Source organism: Pelomonas baiyunensis, from assembly GCF_043555935.1.
GTDB classification, from domain to species: Bacteria; Pseudomonadota; Gammaproteobacteria; order Burkholderiales; family Burkholderiaceae_C; genus Pelomonas; species Pelomonas baiyunensis.
In genome coordinates, this window is record NZ_JBIGIB010000003.1 from 147,949 (window position 1) to 161,052 (window position 13,104).

At 71.4% G+C, this 13,104-nt stretch carries 18 protein-coding genes; 7 read left to right on the forward strand and 11 right to left on the reverse strand.

The annotated features are described in order from the left end of the window. Positions 1–46 precede the first annotated feature (46 nt). The gene (locus tag ACG01O_RS11150; RefSeq protein ID WP_394384508.1) at positions 47–790 is read right to left on the reverse strand and encodes a methyltransferase family protein; all 744 of its coding nucleotides are present in this window, start codon (positions 788–790) and stop codon (positions 47–49) included. Positions 791–856: 66 nt separating this feature from the next. Between ACG01O_RS11150 and ACG01O_RS11155 the strand changes: the two genes are divergently transcribed. The 4 genes from ACG01O_RS11155 (at position 857) to ACG01O_RS11170 (ending at position 3,155) form a co-directional block, all read left to right on the forward strand. Beyond that, positions 857–1,495, forward strand: a complete 639-nt coding sequence (locus ACG01O_RS11155; RefSeq protein WP_394384510.1) for a Crp/Fnr family transcriptional regulator — start codon at positions 857–859, stop codon at positions 1,493–1,495. A gap of 67 nt (positions 1,496–1,562) precedes the next feature. Next, complete coding sequence (locus ACG01O_RS11160; RefSeq protein ID WP_394384512.1) at positions 1,563–1,757, forward strand: YgaP family membrane protein; 195 nt, start codon at positions 1,563–1,565, stop codon at positions 1,755–1,757. 44 nt (positions 1,758–1,801) lie between these two features. Beyond that, entirely contained in the window at positions 1,802–2,089 is a 288-nt protein-coding gene (locus tag ACG01O_RS11165) for a YkgJ family cysteine cluster protein (protein WP_394384514.1), read from the forward strand. A gap of 94 nt (positions 2,090–2,183) precedes the next feature. Continuing rightward, positions 2,184–3,155 carry a YbbN family protein gene (locus ACG01O_RS11170; RefSeq protein WP_394384515.1) on the forward strand — a complete coding sequence of 324 codons (972 nt, stop codon included), beginning with the start codon at positions 2,184–2,186 and terminating at the stop codon, positions 3,153–3,155. Positions 3,156–3,162: 7 nt separating this feature from the next. Here ACG01O_RS11170 and ACG01O_RS11175 read toward each other — a convergent pair whose 3' ends face one another. Beyond that, positions 3,163–3,393, reverse strand: a complete 231-nt coding sequence (locus ACG01O_RS11175; RefSeq protein ID WP_394384517.1) for a DUF2061 domain-containing protein — start codon at positions 3,391–3,393, stop codon at positions 3,163–3,165. A gap of 35 nt (positions 3,394–3,428) precedes the next feature. Here ACG01O_RS11175 and ACG01O_RS11180 point away from each other — a divergent pair, with 35 nt between their 5' ends. Further along, positions 3,429–4,001: a hypothetical protein gene (locus tag ACG01O_RS11180; RefSeq protein WP_394384519.1), complete on the forward strand. Its 573-nt coding sequence runs from the start codon at positions 3,429–3,431 to the stop codon at positions 3,999–4,001. A gap of 32 nt (positions 4,002–4,033) precedes the next feature. On the opposite strand, the gene ACG01O_RS11185 is transcribed toward ACG01O_RS11180, so the two are convergent. Genes ACG01O_RS11185 through ACG01O_RS11200 form a run of 4 tightly spaced genes read right to left on the reverse strand, consistent with a single transcriptional unit; the run spans position 4,034 to position 8,066 of the window. Further along, positions 4,034–4,579, reverse strand: a complete 546-nt coding sequence (locus ACG01O_RS11185) for a hypothetical protein (RefSeq protein WP_394384521.1) — start codon at positions 4,577–4,579, stop codon at positions 4,034–4,036. 12 nt (positions 4,580–4,591) lie between these two features. Next, entirely contained in the window at positions 4,592–5,755 is a 1,164-nt protein-coding gene (locus tag ACG01O_RS11190) for an ABC transporter permease (RefSeq protein ID WP_394384522.1), read from the reverse strand. Between the two features lie 56 nt (positions 5,756–5,811). Then, the gene (locus ACG01O_RS11195) at positions 5,812–6,594 is read right to left on the reverse strand and encodes an ABC transporter ATP-binding protein (RefSeq protein WP_394384524.1); all 783 of its coding nucleotides are present in this window, start codon (positions 6,592–6,594) and stop codon (positions 5,812–5,814) included. Beyond that, the gene (locus tag ACG01O_RS11200; protein ID WP_394384526.1) at positions 6,591–8,066 is read right to left on the reverse strand and encodes an alpha/beta fold hydrolase; all 1,476 of its coding nucleotides are present in this window, start codon (positions 8,064–8,066) and stop codon (positions 6,591–6,593) included. The genes ACG01O_RS11195 and ACG01O_RS11200 overlap by 4 nt, the downstream gene beginning before the upstream one ends. Before the next feature lie 155 nt (positions 8,067–8,221). Between ACG01O_RS11200 and ACG01O_RS11205 the strand changes: the two genes are divergently transcribed. Continuing rightward, a complete protein-coding gene (locus tag ACG01O_RS11205) occupies positions 8,222–8,431 on the forward strand; it encodes a hypothetical protein (protein ID WP_394384528.1) in 210 nt (69 codons plus the stop codon). A gap of 18 nt (positions 8,432–8,449) precedes the next feature. On the opposite strand, the gene ACG01O_RS11210 is transcribed toward ACG01O_RS11205, so the two are convergent. The 5 genes from ACG01O_RS11210 to ACG01O_RS11230 all read right to left on the reverse strand — a co-directional run bounded on the left by ACG01O_RS11210 (position 8,450) and on the right by ACG01O_RS11230 (position 12,224). Further along, entirely contained in the window at positions 8,450–8,878 is a 429-nt protein-coding gene (locus tag ACG01O_RS11210; RefSeq protein WP_394384530.1) for a hypothetical protein, read from the reverse strand. Beyond that, a complete protein-coding gene (locus tag ACG01O_RS11215; protein ID WP_394384532.1) occupies positions 8,875–9,078 on the reverse strand; it encodes a hypothetical protein in 204 nt (67 codons plus the stop codon). The genes ACG01O_RS11210 and ACG01O_RS11215 overlap by 4 nt, the downstream gene beginning before the upstream one ends. Before the next feature lie 5 nt (positions 9,079–9,083). Next, positions 9,084–9,401 carry a hypothetical protein gene (locus tag ACG01O_RS11220; RefSeq protein ID WP_394384534.1) on the reverse strand — a complete coding sequence of 106 codons (318 nt, stop codon included), beginning with the start codon at positions 9,399–9,401 and terminating at the stop codon, positions 9,084–9,086. A 200-nt stretch (positions 9,402–9,601) separates the two neighbouring features. Then, a complete protein-coding gene (locus ACG01O_RS11225; protein WP_394384536.1) occupies positions 9,602–10,672 on the reverse strand; it encodes a DUF3667 domain-containing protein in 1,071 nt (356 codons plus the stop codon). A gap of 4 nt (positions 10,673–10,676) precedes the next feature. Continuing rightward, entirely contained in the window at positions 10,677–12,224 is a 1,548-nt protein-coding gene (locus tag ACG01O_RS11230; protein ID WP_394384538.1) for a thioredoxin family protein, read from the reverse strand. A 128-nt stretch (positions 12,225–12,352) separates the two neighbouring features. Between ACG01O_RS11230 and ACG01O_RS11235 the strand changes: the two genes are divergently transcribed. After that, positions 12,353–13,042, forward strand: a complete 690-nt coding sequence (locus ACG01O_RS11235) for a DNA alkylation repair protein (RefSeq protein WP_394384540.1) — start codon at positions 12,353–12,355, stop codon at positions 13,040–13,042. Positions 13,043–13,104: the final 62 nt, after the last annotated feature.

Genomic DNA, 13,104 nt, shown 5'->3' on the forward strand with positions numbered 1-13,104 from the left:
GGGCTGTGGACAAGTCACCCCGCCCCGCGGTGTGTGGCGGGGCCTTTCAGTGGGAGATGTCGCGCCGGGTGCCCAGCCGGGGCCACAGGGCGCCAGCCTGCTGCCGGTAGCGGCGGTAGGCCTCGCCGAAATGGGCGATCAGGTCGCGCTCTTCCAGCGCCATGCCCAGGGCCACGTACACGCTCAGGCCGCCCGCCAGCAGCGCGTGCCCCGCGGTCATGCGCGGCGTGGCCCACAGGCCGATCAGCATGCCCAAGTACAGCGGGTGCCGCACCCAGCGGTAGATGCCGGGCGTGCGCAGGTTGGCGGAGTCATTCGGCCGGGCCCAGCCCAGCGACTGCCGCAGGCCGAACAGCTCGGCGTGGTCCAGCAAAAATGTGCTCCACGCGGCCAGCCCCCAGCCGAGGCCCCACAGCAGCCCGAGCGCGCCCACGGCGGCCGGCGCTTCGGCCTGCCACAGCACCGGCTGCGGCAGCGGACGCCACAGCAGCATCAGGGCCGCCAGCGCTGCACAGGTGGCCAGCAGGTAGGTTGACCGCTCCAGCGCCGGCGGGCAGGCGCGTGCCAGCCAGGCTTTCACGCGGCGCCGGGCCATCAGGCTGTGCTGCAAGCCGAACAGCGCCAGCAGGGCCACATCCATGGTCACGGCAAGGTCCCACGGGCCGGTGGGGCCGTGGTTCACGCCCCAGGGCCAGCCAAACGGCGCGGTGAAGGCCACCAGGGCCGCCATGGCCAGCAGCGTCAGCGCGTAGGTGGTCAGGCCGATCAGGCCCGTGAATGCACGGTGCATGCCGCGAGGCTAGCGCCCGGCGGCGGTGGCGCTCCCGGTCAACCCGCAGGCATCCAGAATCGGGGCATGCCGTTTCCGCCCGACCCCGTTCTCGCGCCGCTTGCTGAGCTGGCCGCCCATGCCCAGCCGTTGCGCGTGCCTGCTGGCACCCGGCTCTTTGACGCCGGCCACCCGTGCCCGGGCTTTCCGCTGGTGGACGAAGGCAGCGTCAGCGTGTCGCTGCTGGCGCCGGACGGCCGGCGGCTGGAGTTGTACCGCGTGGATCCCGGCGAGGTGTGCGTGGTGTCGGCCACCTGTTTGTTCGCCCACCGGGTGGCTACGGCCAGCGGCGAGGCGCGCACCGACACTGCGCTGCGCCTCATCACCCCGGCGGACTTCGAGGCCGTCTGCGAGCGCGACCCCGTGCTGCGCCGCTACGTGATGGGCCTGATGGCCGAGCGCCTGGCCGACCTGATGGCCCTGGTGGAGGCCGTGGCCTTCCAGCGGCTGGACCAGCGTCTGGCCACGCTGCTGTGCGCGCGGGGGCCGCGCCTGCTGGCCACCCACCAGCAACTGGCCGATGAGCTGGGCACCGTGCGCGAGATCGTCAGCCGGCTGCTGCGCCGCTTCGAGCGCGACGGCTGGGTGGCGCTGGGGCGCGAGCGCATCGAGGTGACCGACGCGGCCGCCCTGCAGCGGGTTTGCGCGGCGTCAAACGCTGTGTGACTGAGGTCACCGACAGCGCCGGCCCGCGCGCCGACGATGGCGTCATCCCATCTCGAAGGAGCGCCTCATGTTCAAGACCAACGTCGGCGGCATCGACCGCATCGCCCGCATCCTGGCAGGACTCGTCCTGCTGGCCCTCACCCTCACGGGCACCATCGGCGTCTGGGGCTGGATCGGCCTCGTGCCGCTGGCCACCGGTCTGCTGAGCAGCTGCCCGCTGTACTCGGTGCTGGGCTTCAACACCTGCCCGATGAAGACCTGACCCGGCCCGCGCCGGCCGACAATGCCGCCATGGACTGCCGCCCCATGCAATGTCGACCGAATTGCGCCGCCTGCTGCATCGCGCCGTCGATCAGCTCGCCCATCCCCGGCATGCCCGAGGGCAAGCCCGCCGGCGTGCGCTGCGTGCAGCTCAACGAGCAGGATCGCTGCAGGATCTTCGGCCACCCAGACCGGCCCGCCGTGTGCGGCTCGCTGCAGCCCAGCGAGCTGATGTGCGGCGACAGCCGCGAGCAGGCCATGCGCTGGTTGGGCTGGATGGAGCGCGAGACCGCGCCGGCTGGCAGCCCGCCGCGAAACAGCTTGTCACCTTGATCCCCCGGATCTTCGGGCTTTGGCGTCGCGCTGGCCCCCTAGACTGCCGCCGCGCTGCACCCAGGGTGCGGCGCGACATCAGTCAGGGAGCGACATGAGATTCAAGCCATGCTGGGCCGTTGGGGTCTGGCTGCTGGGCGCGGCCATCGCGCAGGCGCAGCCCATCGAGCTGCGGCCTTACCCCCGTGCCCAGGAGTTGGGCCGTTACGACAATCCGCTGGAGGCGGGGGCGCTGCCCGTCTCGCCACCCGAGCGCGCCAACGGCAAGAACCAGAGCCGCTGGCGCCTGCCCTACGAGGGCAAGGTGGCCATGCAGCAGTACAAGCATCCGGCCGACGACAGCCCGCTGCTCATCGCCCGTCACTACGGTGCGCAGTTGACGGAGCAGGGTTTCGAGCTCGTCGCCATCTGCGACATCCCCTGCAGTCGTCCGGGCAGCCCTGACGCGTCGGTGTACTGGTTCCACGAGCTGGACCTGGCCAAGCGCCTGCAGTACAGCGCCTTCGGCGACCGCGGCATGTACCTGATCGGCCACCGGGCCGACGCGGTCGTGGCCGTTCGCGTGGGCGCGAGCTCCGGGGGCTATGCCTCTGTCGTCAAGACCGTCAGCTCTGCCCAGCTGGACCGCGCGCCGCTGCTGGCCTACGTCGAGCAGCAAAGGGCGCCGGCTGCCGATGCACCGCTGCCGCCTCCGCCCGGCCGTGCGCCCGCCAATGTCCCCGGCATCGAGAGCGTGGCACCGGCGGCGCTGAGTGGCTGGGTGCGGCAGAGCAAGGGGTGGGTCGTCGTTCAACTCAGCTCGCACGACCCCGGCTGCGGCTTCTGCGTGCGGTCCAATCCTGCATTCAATGCCCTGGCCGCTGCGGAGGCTGACACCGGCACCCGCTTCGCCCGCGTGGCCTTCCAACCGTGGCGGACGGTGGGCGACAACGATTTCGTCCGTCAGTTCGGCGTGGGTGGCATCCCGGCCTACTTCACCTTCAAGGATGGCCAGCTGATGCGCCGCCATGACGGCATCGCCGACGAGGCCACGCTGCGCCGTAGCCTGCTGGAAGGCTTGCGCTAGACCTGGGTCAGGCCGGCTGCCTCGCGGGCTGCGGGGCCTGCCGGCCGTGCCATCGGGCGCGCCAGGCTTGCAGGCGCGGGTGGTCCCAGTACTTGTCGAAAAAATAGTGCAGCACGGTGTTGGCCAGCGGCTCGACGAAGGTCACCGCCCCAGCCACCGCCACGCTGCCGGTCAGCGCGTAGGTCACGCTGAACGACGTGACCAGGTGCAGCGCGCCGAAGCTCAGGGTTTTGGCCATGATGAAGCTATCGCTCGGTTGATGTTGATAGCCAAATGCTAGTGATTCTCAACACCGCCGGCCAATCGATTCCGTTCATGGCTGCGATGCGGGCCGACACTCGCCCGATGCACGTGACCGACTCTTCCCCCGCGCCGGGCAGCCTGCTTGGCACCCTGGCCGCCGAGCGCGGCGCCTTTGCCGACGCCTACAGCCTGCCCCTGCCGCGCCCGGTGGCGCTGGCCGAGTTCGTGGAGGCGTTCTACACCTCGTGGTTGTTCAAGCTGGAGCGGGCGGTGCTGGCGCTGGCCGGCCGCCGCTCCACCGACGCCCTGGCCCGCGCGGTGGCCCAGGGCCAGGCCGAGCGCTTGGCGGTCTGGACGGTGCAAGCCCGCACGGCGCACGAGCTGCTGATGCACGAGGACAGCGGCGTCACCCGCTCCTGGTTCCAGGTGCAGCCCGGGCCGGCCGGCAGCACGACGCTGTGGTTCGGCTCGGCGCTGATGCCGCGCCGCCGCGGGCCGGCCGGCGAGCCCCGCTTCGGCTGGGGCTTCCACGCCCTGCTGGGCCTGCACCGGGCCTACTCGCGCGCCTTGCTGCGCGCCGCAGCCCGGCGGTTGAGCGCCTAGTTGGCGCTTCCCTTGCTGCTTCAGTTGCCGCTTCAGCGGCCGGCGCCCGTGCCCTTGCCGCTGACCTTGGCCGTCACCGGCTGGTGCGTGGCCAGGTTCTCGATCCACACCTCGCAGGCCTCGGCCGCCACGCGCCCGGTCACGCGGTAGGCCTGGCCCAGCTCGGGCGTGAACGCCACCTCGCCCTGCACGCGGCAGGTCGGGTGCGTCATCGCCAGGAAGGGTGCGGCGTACTGCGTCACCACCTGCAGCTGCACCTGCGCCGGGCCCGGCGGCACCTCGTTGGTCAGGGCCACCGGCTTCACCGAGAACCCCCGGCCCTGGTTGGCGTTCAGCGTGGCCACGCTGCTGCTGAGCAGGCGGCGGCCATCAAAGCGGGTCAGCTCGAACACCTGCACCAGGTCGTTGCCGATGGGCTCCAGCCGGTCGGCCACGTTCACCGTGGCCCCAGAAAAGCCCTCCGGCGTGGCGGGCTCGAAGCCCTTGAAGCTGGCGCAGCCGGTGAGCGCCGCGAGACCGGCCAGCGTGCACAGGGCGAACCGGGGGAACCGGAACAGGCGAAGGGAGCGAGAGGTCATCACACCGCCAGCTTACCGGGCCACCGCCGCGCGCATGGAGCGCGCCACGTAGGCCAGGCCCACCGCCGTCAGCACCAGGCCCACCAGCACGCCGGGCATCACCTGGCTCCAGCGCAGCGCCTCGCCCTTGAGCACGCTCATCATCAGCGTGTTCTGGGCAAGACCTGGCACCCAGAAGTACCACGGGGCTTCGCCGCCGGGGTTGAGCAGGCTGACCATGGGCATCAGGCTCACTGCCGTGATGACGAGCGTGCTGCCGGCCTGCGCTTCCTTGAAGGTCTTGGAGCGGATGGCCAGCGCCATGAGCAGCGCGGACAGGCCCATGGCCAGCGGGATCTGCAGCAGCCAGAAGGCCAGCACCTCGCCACTGCCGAAGCTGAACTGGGCCTGCAGCACGTCGCTCTGCAGCAGCCACTGGGCGGGAATGAAGCTCAGCGACGACATCAGCGCCACCGCCATGCCCAGCAGCGCCGCCGCGGCCCACTTGCCGGCCACGATGGCGCCGTGCGGGGCGGGGTTCATCAGCAGCGGCTCCAGCGAGCCGCGCTCGCGCTCGCCGGCGGTGCTGTCCAGCGCGGCGGTGAGTGCGCCGTAGAGCACGGCCATGATGATGAACATCGGGATGATGCCGGTCAACCGCGCGGCCCGGGCCTGGGCGCTGGCGAGGTCGCGCTCTTCGACGTTCACGGGCTCCAGCAGTTCGGTGGACACGCCCCGCATCGCCAGGTTCAGCATCGCGCGCTCGTGGCTGAAGCCGTACAGCAGGCTCTTGATCGCGCCCACACCGGCGCTGGCGCGCTGGTTGGCGCTGTCAGTCACCACTTCCACCGTCGGCGCTTCACCGGCCCGCAGCTTGGCCTCGAAGTCGGCCGGCAGCACCAGCACCGGCTCCAGCAGCGTGGTGCCGCGCAGGCGGGCCTCGTAGTCGTCCGGGGCAGCCTTCAGGGTGTAGGTCTGGCGCTCGATGAAGTTCTTCATCGTGGGCGCGGCGTCGATGTTCACGACGAGGATCTCGCGCTTGTCCGCGCGTTCCTCCAACGAGGCGATCAGGCCCGACAGCGCCATCAGCAGCAGCGGCCCCATCAGCAGGGCCGGCACCAGCAGACGCAGCAGCGTGCGGCGGTCGCGCAGGGCGTCGGTGAGTTCTTTCGAGAAAACGATCAGCGCCTGAGTCATGCCAACCCCTTGTCCGGTGCGTACATCAGCCGGCGTGCGGCCAGTCCGTGTGTCTTTCATGGAGCCACCTCTTCAGGGAATGCGAGCTTCACGAAGGCGTCTTCAAACCGGGATTCACCCGCCAGGTCCAGCAACTCGGGCACGCTGCCGTGGGCCACGCTGCGGCCTTTGGACACCACCACCACCTCGTCGCACAGCTGTTCCACCTCTTGCATGATGTGGGTGGAGAACACGATGCATTTGCCCCCGCCCTCGGGGCTTTTGAGCCAGCGCAGCGCCTCGCGCAGCGCGCGGGTGGCCAGCACGTCCAGGCCGTTGGTGGGTTCGTCCAGCACGATGTTGGCGGGGTCGTGCACCAGCGCGCGGGCGAGTGCGGTTTTCATGCGCTCGCCCTGGCTGAAGCCGTCAGCCCGGCGGTCCAGGATGGGCTGCATCTCCAGCAACTTCGCCAACTCGTCTGCGCGCGCGTGGGCGGCATCGGGCGTCATGCCTTGCAGGCGGCCGAAGTAGACGATGTTCTCGCGCGCCGACAGGCGCGGGTACAGGCCGTGCGCGTCGCCCAGGATGCCCATGCGGGCGACGGCCTGCAGCGGGGCGTCTTGCACGGCGATGCCGTCCACATGGATGTGCCCGGCGTCAGGCGGAAACAACCCGGCCAGCATGCGCAGCGTGGTGGTTTTGCCCGCCCCGTTGGCGCCCAGCAGGCCGGTGATGCGGCCGTTGCCGGCCTGCACCGTCACGCCCTGCACCGCGTGCACGGTGCGCTGGGTGCCTCGTTTGAACAGGCTGCCGCCGGTCTGGGCGGTGAACTGCTTGTGAACGTCCTGGATGTGGATCATTTCGCGGTCCCTTCCGTCGCGGGCGTGATCGGTTGGAACGCCGATGGGCGCGGGATGCGCGTGGCGCAGGCGGCGTCTTGCGGCAGCGCGGCGGCGTCGGTCTTGGCGTCGATGAACCGGAATACCAGGTCGCGCATGCAGCCCACCGGCATCACGCCGTGGCCGGCCTCGGGCACCACGATGTGCTGCACCCGCTCGGCGTGGCCCGCGCCCAGCGCCTTGGCCACGCGCTCACCGTGGCGCGGCGGCGTGGCGGGGTCGGCCCCACCGCTGAGCAGCAGCACGGGGCTCGGGGCCGGCGGCACTTGGTAGAACTCGGGCGCCACCGCGCCCCGGGGCCAGGTCTTGCACACCTGGGTGTACATCTCGGCCTGGCTGCGGCGGAAGTCGGCGCCGGGCGGGTCTTGCGCGTCGGGCAGGCGGGGCAGGTCTTCAGCGCACACCACCGAGAAGTGCATGCCCATGGCCAGGCGCAGCGCCGGGCTGCTGCCGAAGGCGGTGGTCAGGCCGAAGAGGCTGGCGAAGTTGCCGTCGCGCGCGGCGGCCTGCAGCGCGGCGGGCAGGGCGGCCGCCAGTGCGGGCTGGTACAGCGGCATGCGCACGGCGCTCATCAGCAGCTCGCGCGTGACGGTGAAGCGCTCGGGCACGCCGGTCAGCGGCTGCTGCACCGTCACCGCCCGCGGCAGCGAGGCCAGCAGCGCCTGCCAGTCGGCTCGCAGCGTGGGGTGGGTGCTGGCGTGGGCCTGGAACAAAGCCTCCAGCGCGGCCTGTGCATCGGTGGAGAAGCTGGCGGGCAGCGCCATGTCCGGCGGCGCCACGCCATCGATCACCGTGCGGCGCACCTGGGCCGGGAACAGGCGCAGGTACTCCAGCGCGGCGCGGGTGCCGTAGCTGGCGCCGATCAAATTCCACTGCGGCACGCCCAGTGCCTGGCGCACGGCGTCCATGTCCTGCATGGCCAGCGTGGTGGTGAAGAAGCGCAGCCCGCCGTCCTGGCCGTAGGGCAATTTCTCCAGCGTCGCGCGGCAGGCGTCCAGGCGGCGCAGCCGGGCGGCTTCGTCCAGTTGCTCGGTCAGGGGCAGCTTGCTGTCGTCGGCACAGTCCAGCGGCGCGGACTTGCCGGTGCCGCGTTGGTCGATGAACACCAGGTCGCGCCGGTTGTTCAAGCGGGACAGCCGCGGCAGCACGCGTGACGCCACGCTGATGGCGCTCTGGCCGGGGCCGCCGGCCAGCATCAGCACCGCGTCAGGCTGCTTGTTGCGGGCCAGCGCGGGCACCACCACGTAGTGCACGTCGATCTTCACGCCCTCGGGCCGGGCGGGGTCCAGCGGGCGCTGCAGGCTGCCGCACTGCAATTCCGTGGGCACGCCGGCCAGCCGGCAGGGCTGGAGCGACGCCGCCGCGTGCGCGAGCGGGGCGCTGAGGGCCAGGGCAGCGGCGAGCGCACAGGCGCGCCGGGCGGGGAAGGGCATGACAGACCTCCAAGGCTGGGATGCCCGGCAGTATCTGGGTTTGCGGGGGCGTGAAGCTCACTCTGCGATGGATGGCACAGCCGCCGGGTGAATGGCGGTTGCCACGTCATGAATGGCGCCTATGCTGGCGCCACCCCACGGCAGAAAGGCCCGCCATGCAGACCCTGGACGAAATGCGCGACCGCGGCTTGCTCACCGTGCAGCAGCATGCCGAGATCGGGGCCTGGGCGCGCCGCACGCGCACGCCCGAAGGCATCCTGGCCATGCCCGAGGCGCTGTGGCGCAGCCTGGAACTCGCCAGCGTGCTGATGGATGTGGACGCGGACTTGCGGCGCGAGCCCGCGGGCTTGGGCGGGTGGGACTGAGCCCGCAGCAGCGCGCCGTTACGCCACCCGCTCCCAGAACTGGCGGCGGTTGGGGATGTTGGGAAAGACCAACCGTCCCTCGTGGATGACGTAGGGCGCGCCGCCCTCGGCTTCGCCGGGCACTTGCAGCATCAGTTGGCCCTCGGTCACGCGCCAGCGGCCGACCTGGGGCGTGCTGCGCGAGGTCGCTTTCACCTGCCAAACGGTCAGGGTGCCGTCGGCGCCCAGGTTCAGGTGATCGTCGATGGGCTCTTCCAGCACGATGCGCGTGCGGCGCCAGTGCCCGACCAGCGGGGTCGGCTGGGCGCTCGGACGGGGTTGCGCCGTGGCGAGGCTGATCCACCCGACCGGGCTCAGCCGGCCGATGACGCCCGCCAGGCCCATCCCCCTCAGCAGGCGACGCCGCCCAATGGGCCACCGCAGGTGAGCCGCAAGGAAGGTCTTCATGGCTGGGGTCCTGGCGTGGACGCTGGGGTGGGGGCCGGGCGAGGTCGCACCGTCACCTCGCACACGTCCGGCGCGCTGGTGCGGCCGTGCTCGTCCACCACCACCAGAGAAAAACGATGGCGGCCGGGCGGCAGCAGGTTGTGCACGACCAGCCGCGGCTCGGGGCTGCTGACGGGTTGCTGGAGCGGCAGGAGAGCCATGGCCTTCAGCGGGTGGCCGGGCCGAGGTAGGTGAAGCGCCAGGTCTTGATGACCCCGCCGCCGGTGTCGAAGGAGCGTGCGCCGCTCAGCGTGAATGGCTTGCCGGCCGACGCGATGTCGGGCCCTTGCAAGACCGCGGTGGGGCGGTCCCGGTCGGCCACGATCACATCGACGGTGTCCGGCGCGCTTTCGTTGCCCGAGTCGTCCACCACCACGAGGTTGAACCGGTGGCGGCCCGGCGGCAGTGGCGATTGGGGATCGACCTCCACGACCACGTTCGGCTGGTCGGTACTCACGGGCACGTTGACGGTGAACTTGGGCATGCGGTGCTCCCTGGGCGTGACGGGGTGTGCGGCCACAAGGCGCAGCGGGCGCCCGGGCCGCGGGGACATGCCGTGGCGCCGCCGCTGACATGCAGTCAGGCGGGGCACCCTGGCCCCGCCATGATCTGCACTTTCGGGTCGGCCGTCCTGCGGCGCGGCGCGCATGTCCCCGATGCCGGCCTCACGCCGGGGCGCAAGGTTCAGGCGGTGGCCAGCGCCCCCACCAACACCAGCACCAGCAGCCCCAGGCCGATCAGCACCCAGTGCAGCGCGGCCAGCAGGCCGGCGCGCAGCAGCGTGGTCCACCAGCTGGCGGCATGCACGCGTTTCAGGGCCACCACTGGGTAGATGTTGGACCACAACCAGGCCGCAAAGATCACGCCGCCCCAGGGCAGCAGCACGGCCAGCAGCAGCATGCCGTACCAGGCGGCGTGCAGGTGCATGGCGAACACGAAGTGCGCGCCGTAGGGCTGGCGCCAGAACAGCAGCTTCAGCAAGCCGGCAAAGAACGGCAGCGAGCACAGCACCGCGTACGGCGCCAGGCCCAGCATGGTGGCGCCCATGGCCTTGGCGGAGCCCTTGGGGTCTTCGCGCCAGTGGTCTTCGGCGCGCTGGATGCGGGCCTGCATGCCGTCGGGCAGGTGCTGGGCGATGGACTTGTCGAGCAGGGTCACGTCGCCCGATTTCTCGGCCACGCGGCGGGCGGCCTTGTCGAGCTTTTGCGCGGCCCGGGAGCCCGACGCCGCCGCCGCAACCGCCGACGCGGCCCCCGACACGGCGGAGGCGGCACCGTCGTTCGCCGTCTGCTCTGTGGCCTCGTCATGGCCTGTGTCCAGGCCCACGGTGTCGGTGGCGCCAGGCACGAACTTCAGCGCCAGGAAGAACAGCAGGCCCAGCGTCAGGATCAGCCGCAACGGCAGCACGTAGCGCTGCTTGCGGCCGGCGAGGTATTCCTTCGTCAGAAAGCCGGGCCGGGCCATCAGGCCCCACAGGCTCTTCCACAGCGTGCCTTCCACCGCGATGTAGTGGCTGACGAATTCATGCACGAACTCGAGCAGCGAGGGCGGGTGGTTGGCGGTGTCTTGCCCGCACTGGCTGCAAAAGCGTGCGTCGGGGGCGAGCGCCGTGCCGCAGTTCAGGCAAGCGCCGGTGGAGCCATGGCTGCCGTGCGGGCCGGAGCCCCCGTGCCCACCGCCGCCGGCCAGGCCGGCCAGCTCGGCCGAGCTGGCCACGGCGGCCGCGCCGCCCGTGAGTCCGTTCAGGCCGTCCACGCCGTCAGGCCTTCTTGGGTTTGAGCAGGCCTTCGCAGGCTGACTTGGCCTTGGCGTCGGCGGCGTCCAGCTTGCTGCACACGCCGTCCAGCTGCGTCTTGAGGCGGCCCACCGCGGCGGCCTGGGCGGGTGCCTGGCCCCAGCTGGTCAGCAGCGAGGCCACCTTCTTCAGCGAGCGCTCGCTGCGCTCGTAGAACGCGCCGGGGTCTTTCTCGGCTTCAGCAAACAGTTGGGCGGCGGCCTTCTCGATGCGGGGCGCGTCCTCGGGCGACATCTCCACCAGCGCGCCCAGGTAGTTGGAGCCCCACTGCAGCCGGGTGGCCGGGCCCTCGCTCTTGTTGAAGGCTTCTTCGTACCAGCGCAGGGCCTCCTGCTTCTTGCCCTGCTTCTTGGCGTTGCCGCCGAGTTGGCTCATCAGGTAGTAGGGCGAGTGGCTGCGCGCCAGGGCGGACTTGAGCAGGTCGTCGCTCTCCTTCCACAGCCCGGCGCGGCCCAGCAGGTGGGCGGCACCGGTCACCACGGCCTGGCGCTCGTAGCCGTCGGTGATCTCGCGGTTGGCGCGGCTGGCCTGGTCGCGCGCGTCGGCCAGCAGGGCGGCGGGCAGGCCCTTGGGGTAGGGCTCGTCTTTCGGGGCGTCCAGGCGGGCCAGGTCCACGCGGGCCTGCAGCGCATTGATGCGGTCGGCGCGCGAGAGGCTGGCGTCGGCGTTCAAGCGTTTGAGGGCCGCGTCGAACTCGGCCACCACCGCGGTGCGGGTGTCGCCGGGCGAGGTCAGCGCCTTGACGAGGTCGGGCGCCTCGTTGGTCAGCACGTCCATCTGCGCGTGGGCTTGGGCCGCATCGGCCAGCACAGCGCGCAGGCGCGGCAGGCCGGCGGGGTCTGCGGCCTGGCCGTCGGCCAGCGCGCCCACCGATTTGAGCCAAAGCCGCGTGGCGGTTTCGGCGTCGGCACCTTCGCTGGCCTTGGCCAGCTGGGCCAGCGTGGCGGCGCGTTGTTCAACAGGCAGCAGTTGCTGCTCATCGGTTTCCCAGCCGTAGAAGCCCAGCAGGCGCCACTCGTTGGCGTTGAGCTTCTTGCCGGCCTTGGCGTCGGCCAGCACGGCCTTCACCGGGCGGCCGCTGGACAGGCCCAGCTGCAGCACCTTCATCACCTGCGCCGCATCGGCCTCGCCGGGCAGGCGGGTGATCTCGTTGCCCGCCGGGCTGAACAGGATGAGCGTGGGGTAGCCGCGCACCTTGAAGCGGGTGCCCAGCTTTTGCGCGCCAGGCGCGTCGCCGTCGATGCCCACGGCCACGAAGGCCTTGCTCTGCTCGATGAAGTCCGCCCGGTTGAACAGCGTCGCCTTGAGCTGGTTGCAGGGCGGGCACCACTTGGCGCCCCAGTACAGCAGCACGGGCTTCTTCTCGGCCTTGGCCTGGGCGAAATGGCGCTCGATGTCGGCATCCGCCGCGGCGGCCTGCCAGGCCACACCGGGGCCGGTGCTGGCGTGCAGGGGCGAGGTGCTCAGGGTCAGCACCAGCGCGAGCGACGAGAGAAGGGGCAGCAGCTTCATGGGCAGGCGGCAACAGGAAATGGGGGTGGCGGAATTCTGCTTGGGTTTGCTGCGCTGCGGTCCTGGGGTGGGCGCGGATGCTTGTGCGGGAACCGCATGAGCCACCCAGCCGCTAGAGTGCCCACGCCATGGGTTCTGACCGTTTGGACGCCGCCCTCGCGGCCCTGCATGCCGCCGCCCGCCCCGAGGCGCTGGCGGCCCTGGCCCGCTTCGGCCAGACCGGCGCGGGCCGCCTGGGTGTGGCCGTGCCGGCGCTGCGCGCGCTGGCCCGCGAGTTCGGGCGCGACCACGCCTTGGCCCTGGCGCTGTGGGACACGGGCGTGCCGGACGCGCAGATGCTGGCCGGCATGGTGGCCGAGCCCGCGCGGCTGACCGTCGAGCAGATGGACCGCTGGGTGGCCGACCTGGCCGCCTGGGACGTGTGCGACCAAGCCTGCCTCAACGCCTTTGTGTGCAGCCCCTGGGCGTGGGACGCGATTCCCCGCTGGGCGGCGCGTGAGGCCGAATTCGAGCGGCGCGCGGGCTTTGCGCTGCTGGCCGTGGCGGCGGTGCACCACAAGGCGCGGCCGGACCGCGATTTCCTGGACCGCCTGCCGCTGATCGAAGCCGGTGCGGGCGACGCGCGCCCCATGGTCAAGAAGGCCGTCAGTTGGGCCCTGCGCCAGACGGGCAAGCGCAGCCCCACGCTGTGGGGGCCGGCGCTGGCGCTGGCCGAGCAGCTGTGCATCCAACCCGCGGCTGCGGCCCGCTGGGTGGGGCACGACGCGCGGCGCGAGCTGCGGGCGCGGGAACCGGGCGCTGCGTCAAAACGACTCTGACCCCGGTTTTCTGAATTGGCGAACGACCCGCGCATCCCTCTTTCGGGGGAGGGGCGGGGGGA

Bases quoted from the DNA above. Each gene is read 5' to 3' on its own strand.
- ACG01O_RS11195 (WP_394384524.1), bottom strand. From the start codon at position 6,594: ATGATCCACATCCAGGACGTTCACAAGCAGTTCACCGCCCAGACCGGC.
- ACG01O_RS11175 (WP_394384517.1), bottom strand. From the start codon at position 3,393: ATGGCCAAAACCCTGAGCTTCGGCGCGCTGCACCTGGTCACGTCGTTC.
- ACG01O_RS11150 (WP_394384508.1), bottom strand. From the start codon at position 790: ATGCACCGTGCATTCACGGGCCTGATCGGCCTGACCACCTACGCGCTG.
- ACG01O_RS11215 (WP_394384532.1), bottom strand. From the start codon at position 9,078: ATGGCTCTCCTGCCGCTCCAGCAACCCGTCAGCAGCCCCGAGCCGCGG.
- ACG01O_RS11170 (WP_394384515.1), top strand. From the start codon at position 2,184: ATGAGATTCAAGCCATGCTGGGCCGTTGGGGTCTGGCTGCTGGGCGCG.
- ACG01O_RS11235 (WP_394384540.1), top strand. From the start codon at position 12,353: ATGGGTTCTGACCGTTTGGACGCCGCCCTCGCGGCCCTGCATGCCGCC.
- ACG01O_RS11220 (WP_394384534.1), bottom strand. From the start codon at position 9,401: ATGCCCAAGTTCACCGTCAACGTGCCCGTGAGTACCGACCAGCCGAAC.
- ACG01O_RS11155 (WP_394384510.1), top strand. From the start codon at position 857: ATGCCGTTTCCGCCCGACCCCGTTCTCGCGCCGCTTGCTGAGCTGGCC.
- ACG01O_RS11205 (WP_394384528.1), top strand. From the start codon at position 8,222: ATGCAGACCCTGGACGAAATGCGCGACCGCGGCTTGCTCACCGTGCAG.
- ACG01O_RS11160 (WP_394384512.1), top strand. From the start codon at position 1,563: ATGTTCAAGACCAACGTCGGCGGCATCGACCGCATCGCCCGCATCCTG.
- ACG01O_RS11190 (WP_394384522.1), bottom strand. From the start codon at position 5,755: ATGACTCAGGCGCTGATCGTTTTCTCGAAAGAACTCACCGACGCCCTG.
- ACG01O_RS11200 (WP_394384526.1), bottom strand. From the start codon at position 8,066: ATGCCCTTCCCCGCCCGGCGCGCCTGTGCGCTCGCCGCTGCCCTGGCC.
- ACG01O_RS11210 (WP_394384530.1), bottom strand. From the start codon at position 8,878: ATGAAGACCTTCCTTGCGGCTCACCTGCGGTGGCCCATTGGGCGGCGT.
- ACG01O_RS11165 (WP_394384514.1), top strand. From the start codon at position 1,802: ATGCAATGTCGACCGAATTGCGCCGCCTGCTGCATCGCGCCGTCGATC.
- ACG01O_RS11180 (WP_394384519.1), top strand. From the start codon at position 3,429: ATGCTAGTGATTCTCAACACCGCCGGCCAATCGATTCCGTTCATGGCT.
- ACG01O_RS11185 (WP_394384521.1), bottom strand. From the start codon at position 4,579: ATGACCTCTCGCTCCCTTCGCCTGTTCCGGTTCCCCCGGTTCGCCCTG.
- ACG01O_RS11230 (WP_394384538.1), bottom strand. From the start codon at position 12,224: ATGAAGCTGCTGCCCCTTCTCTCGTCGCTCGCGCTGGTGCTGACCCTG.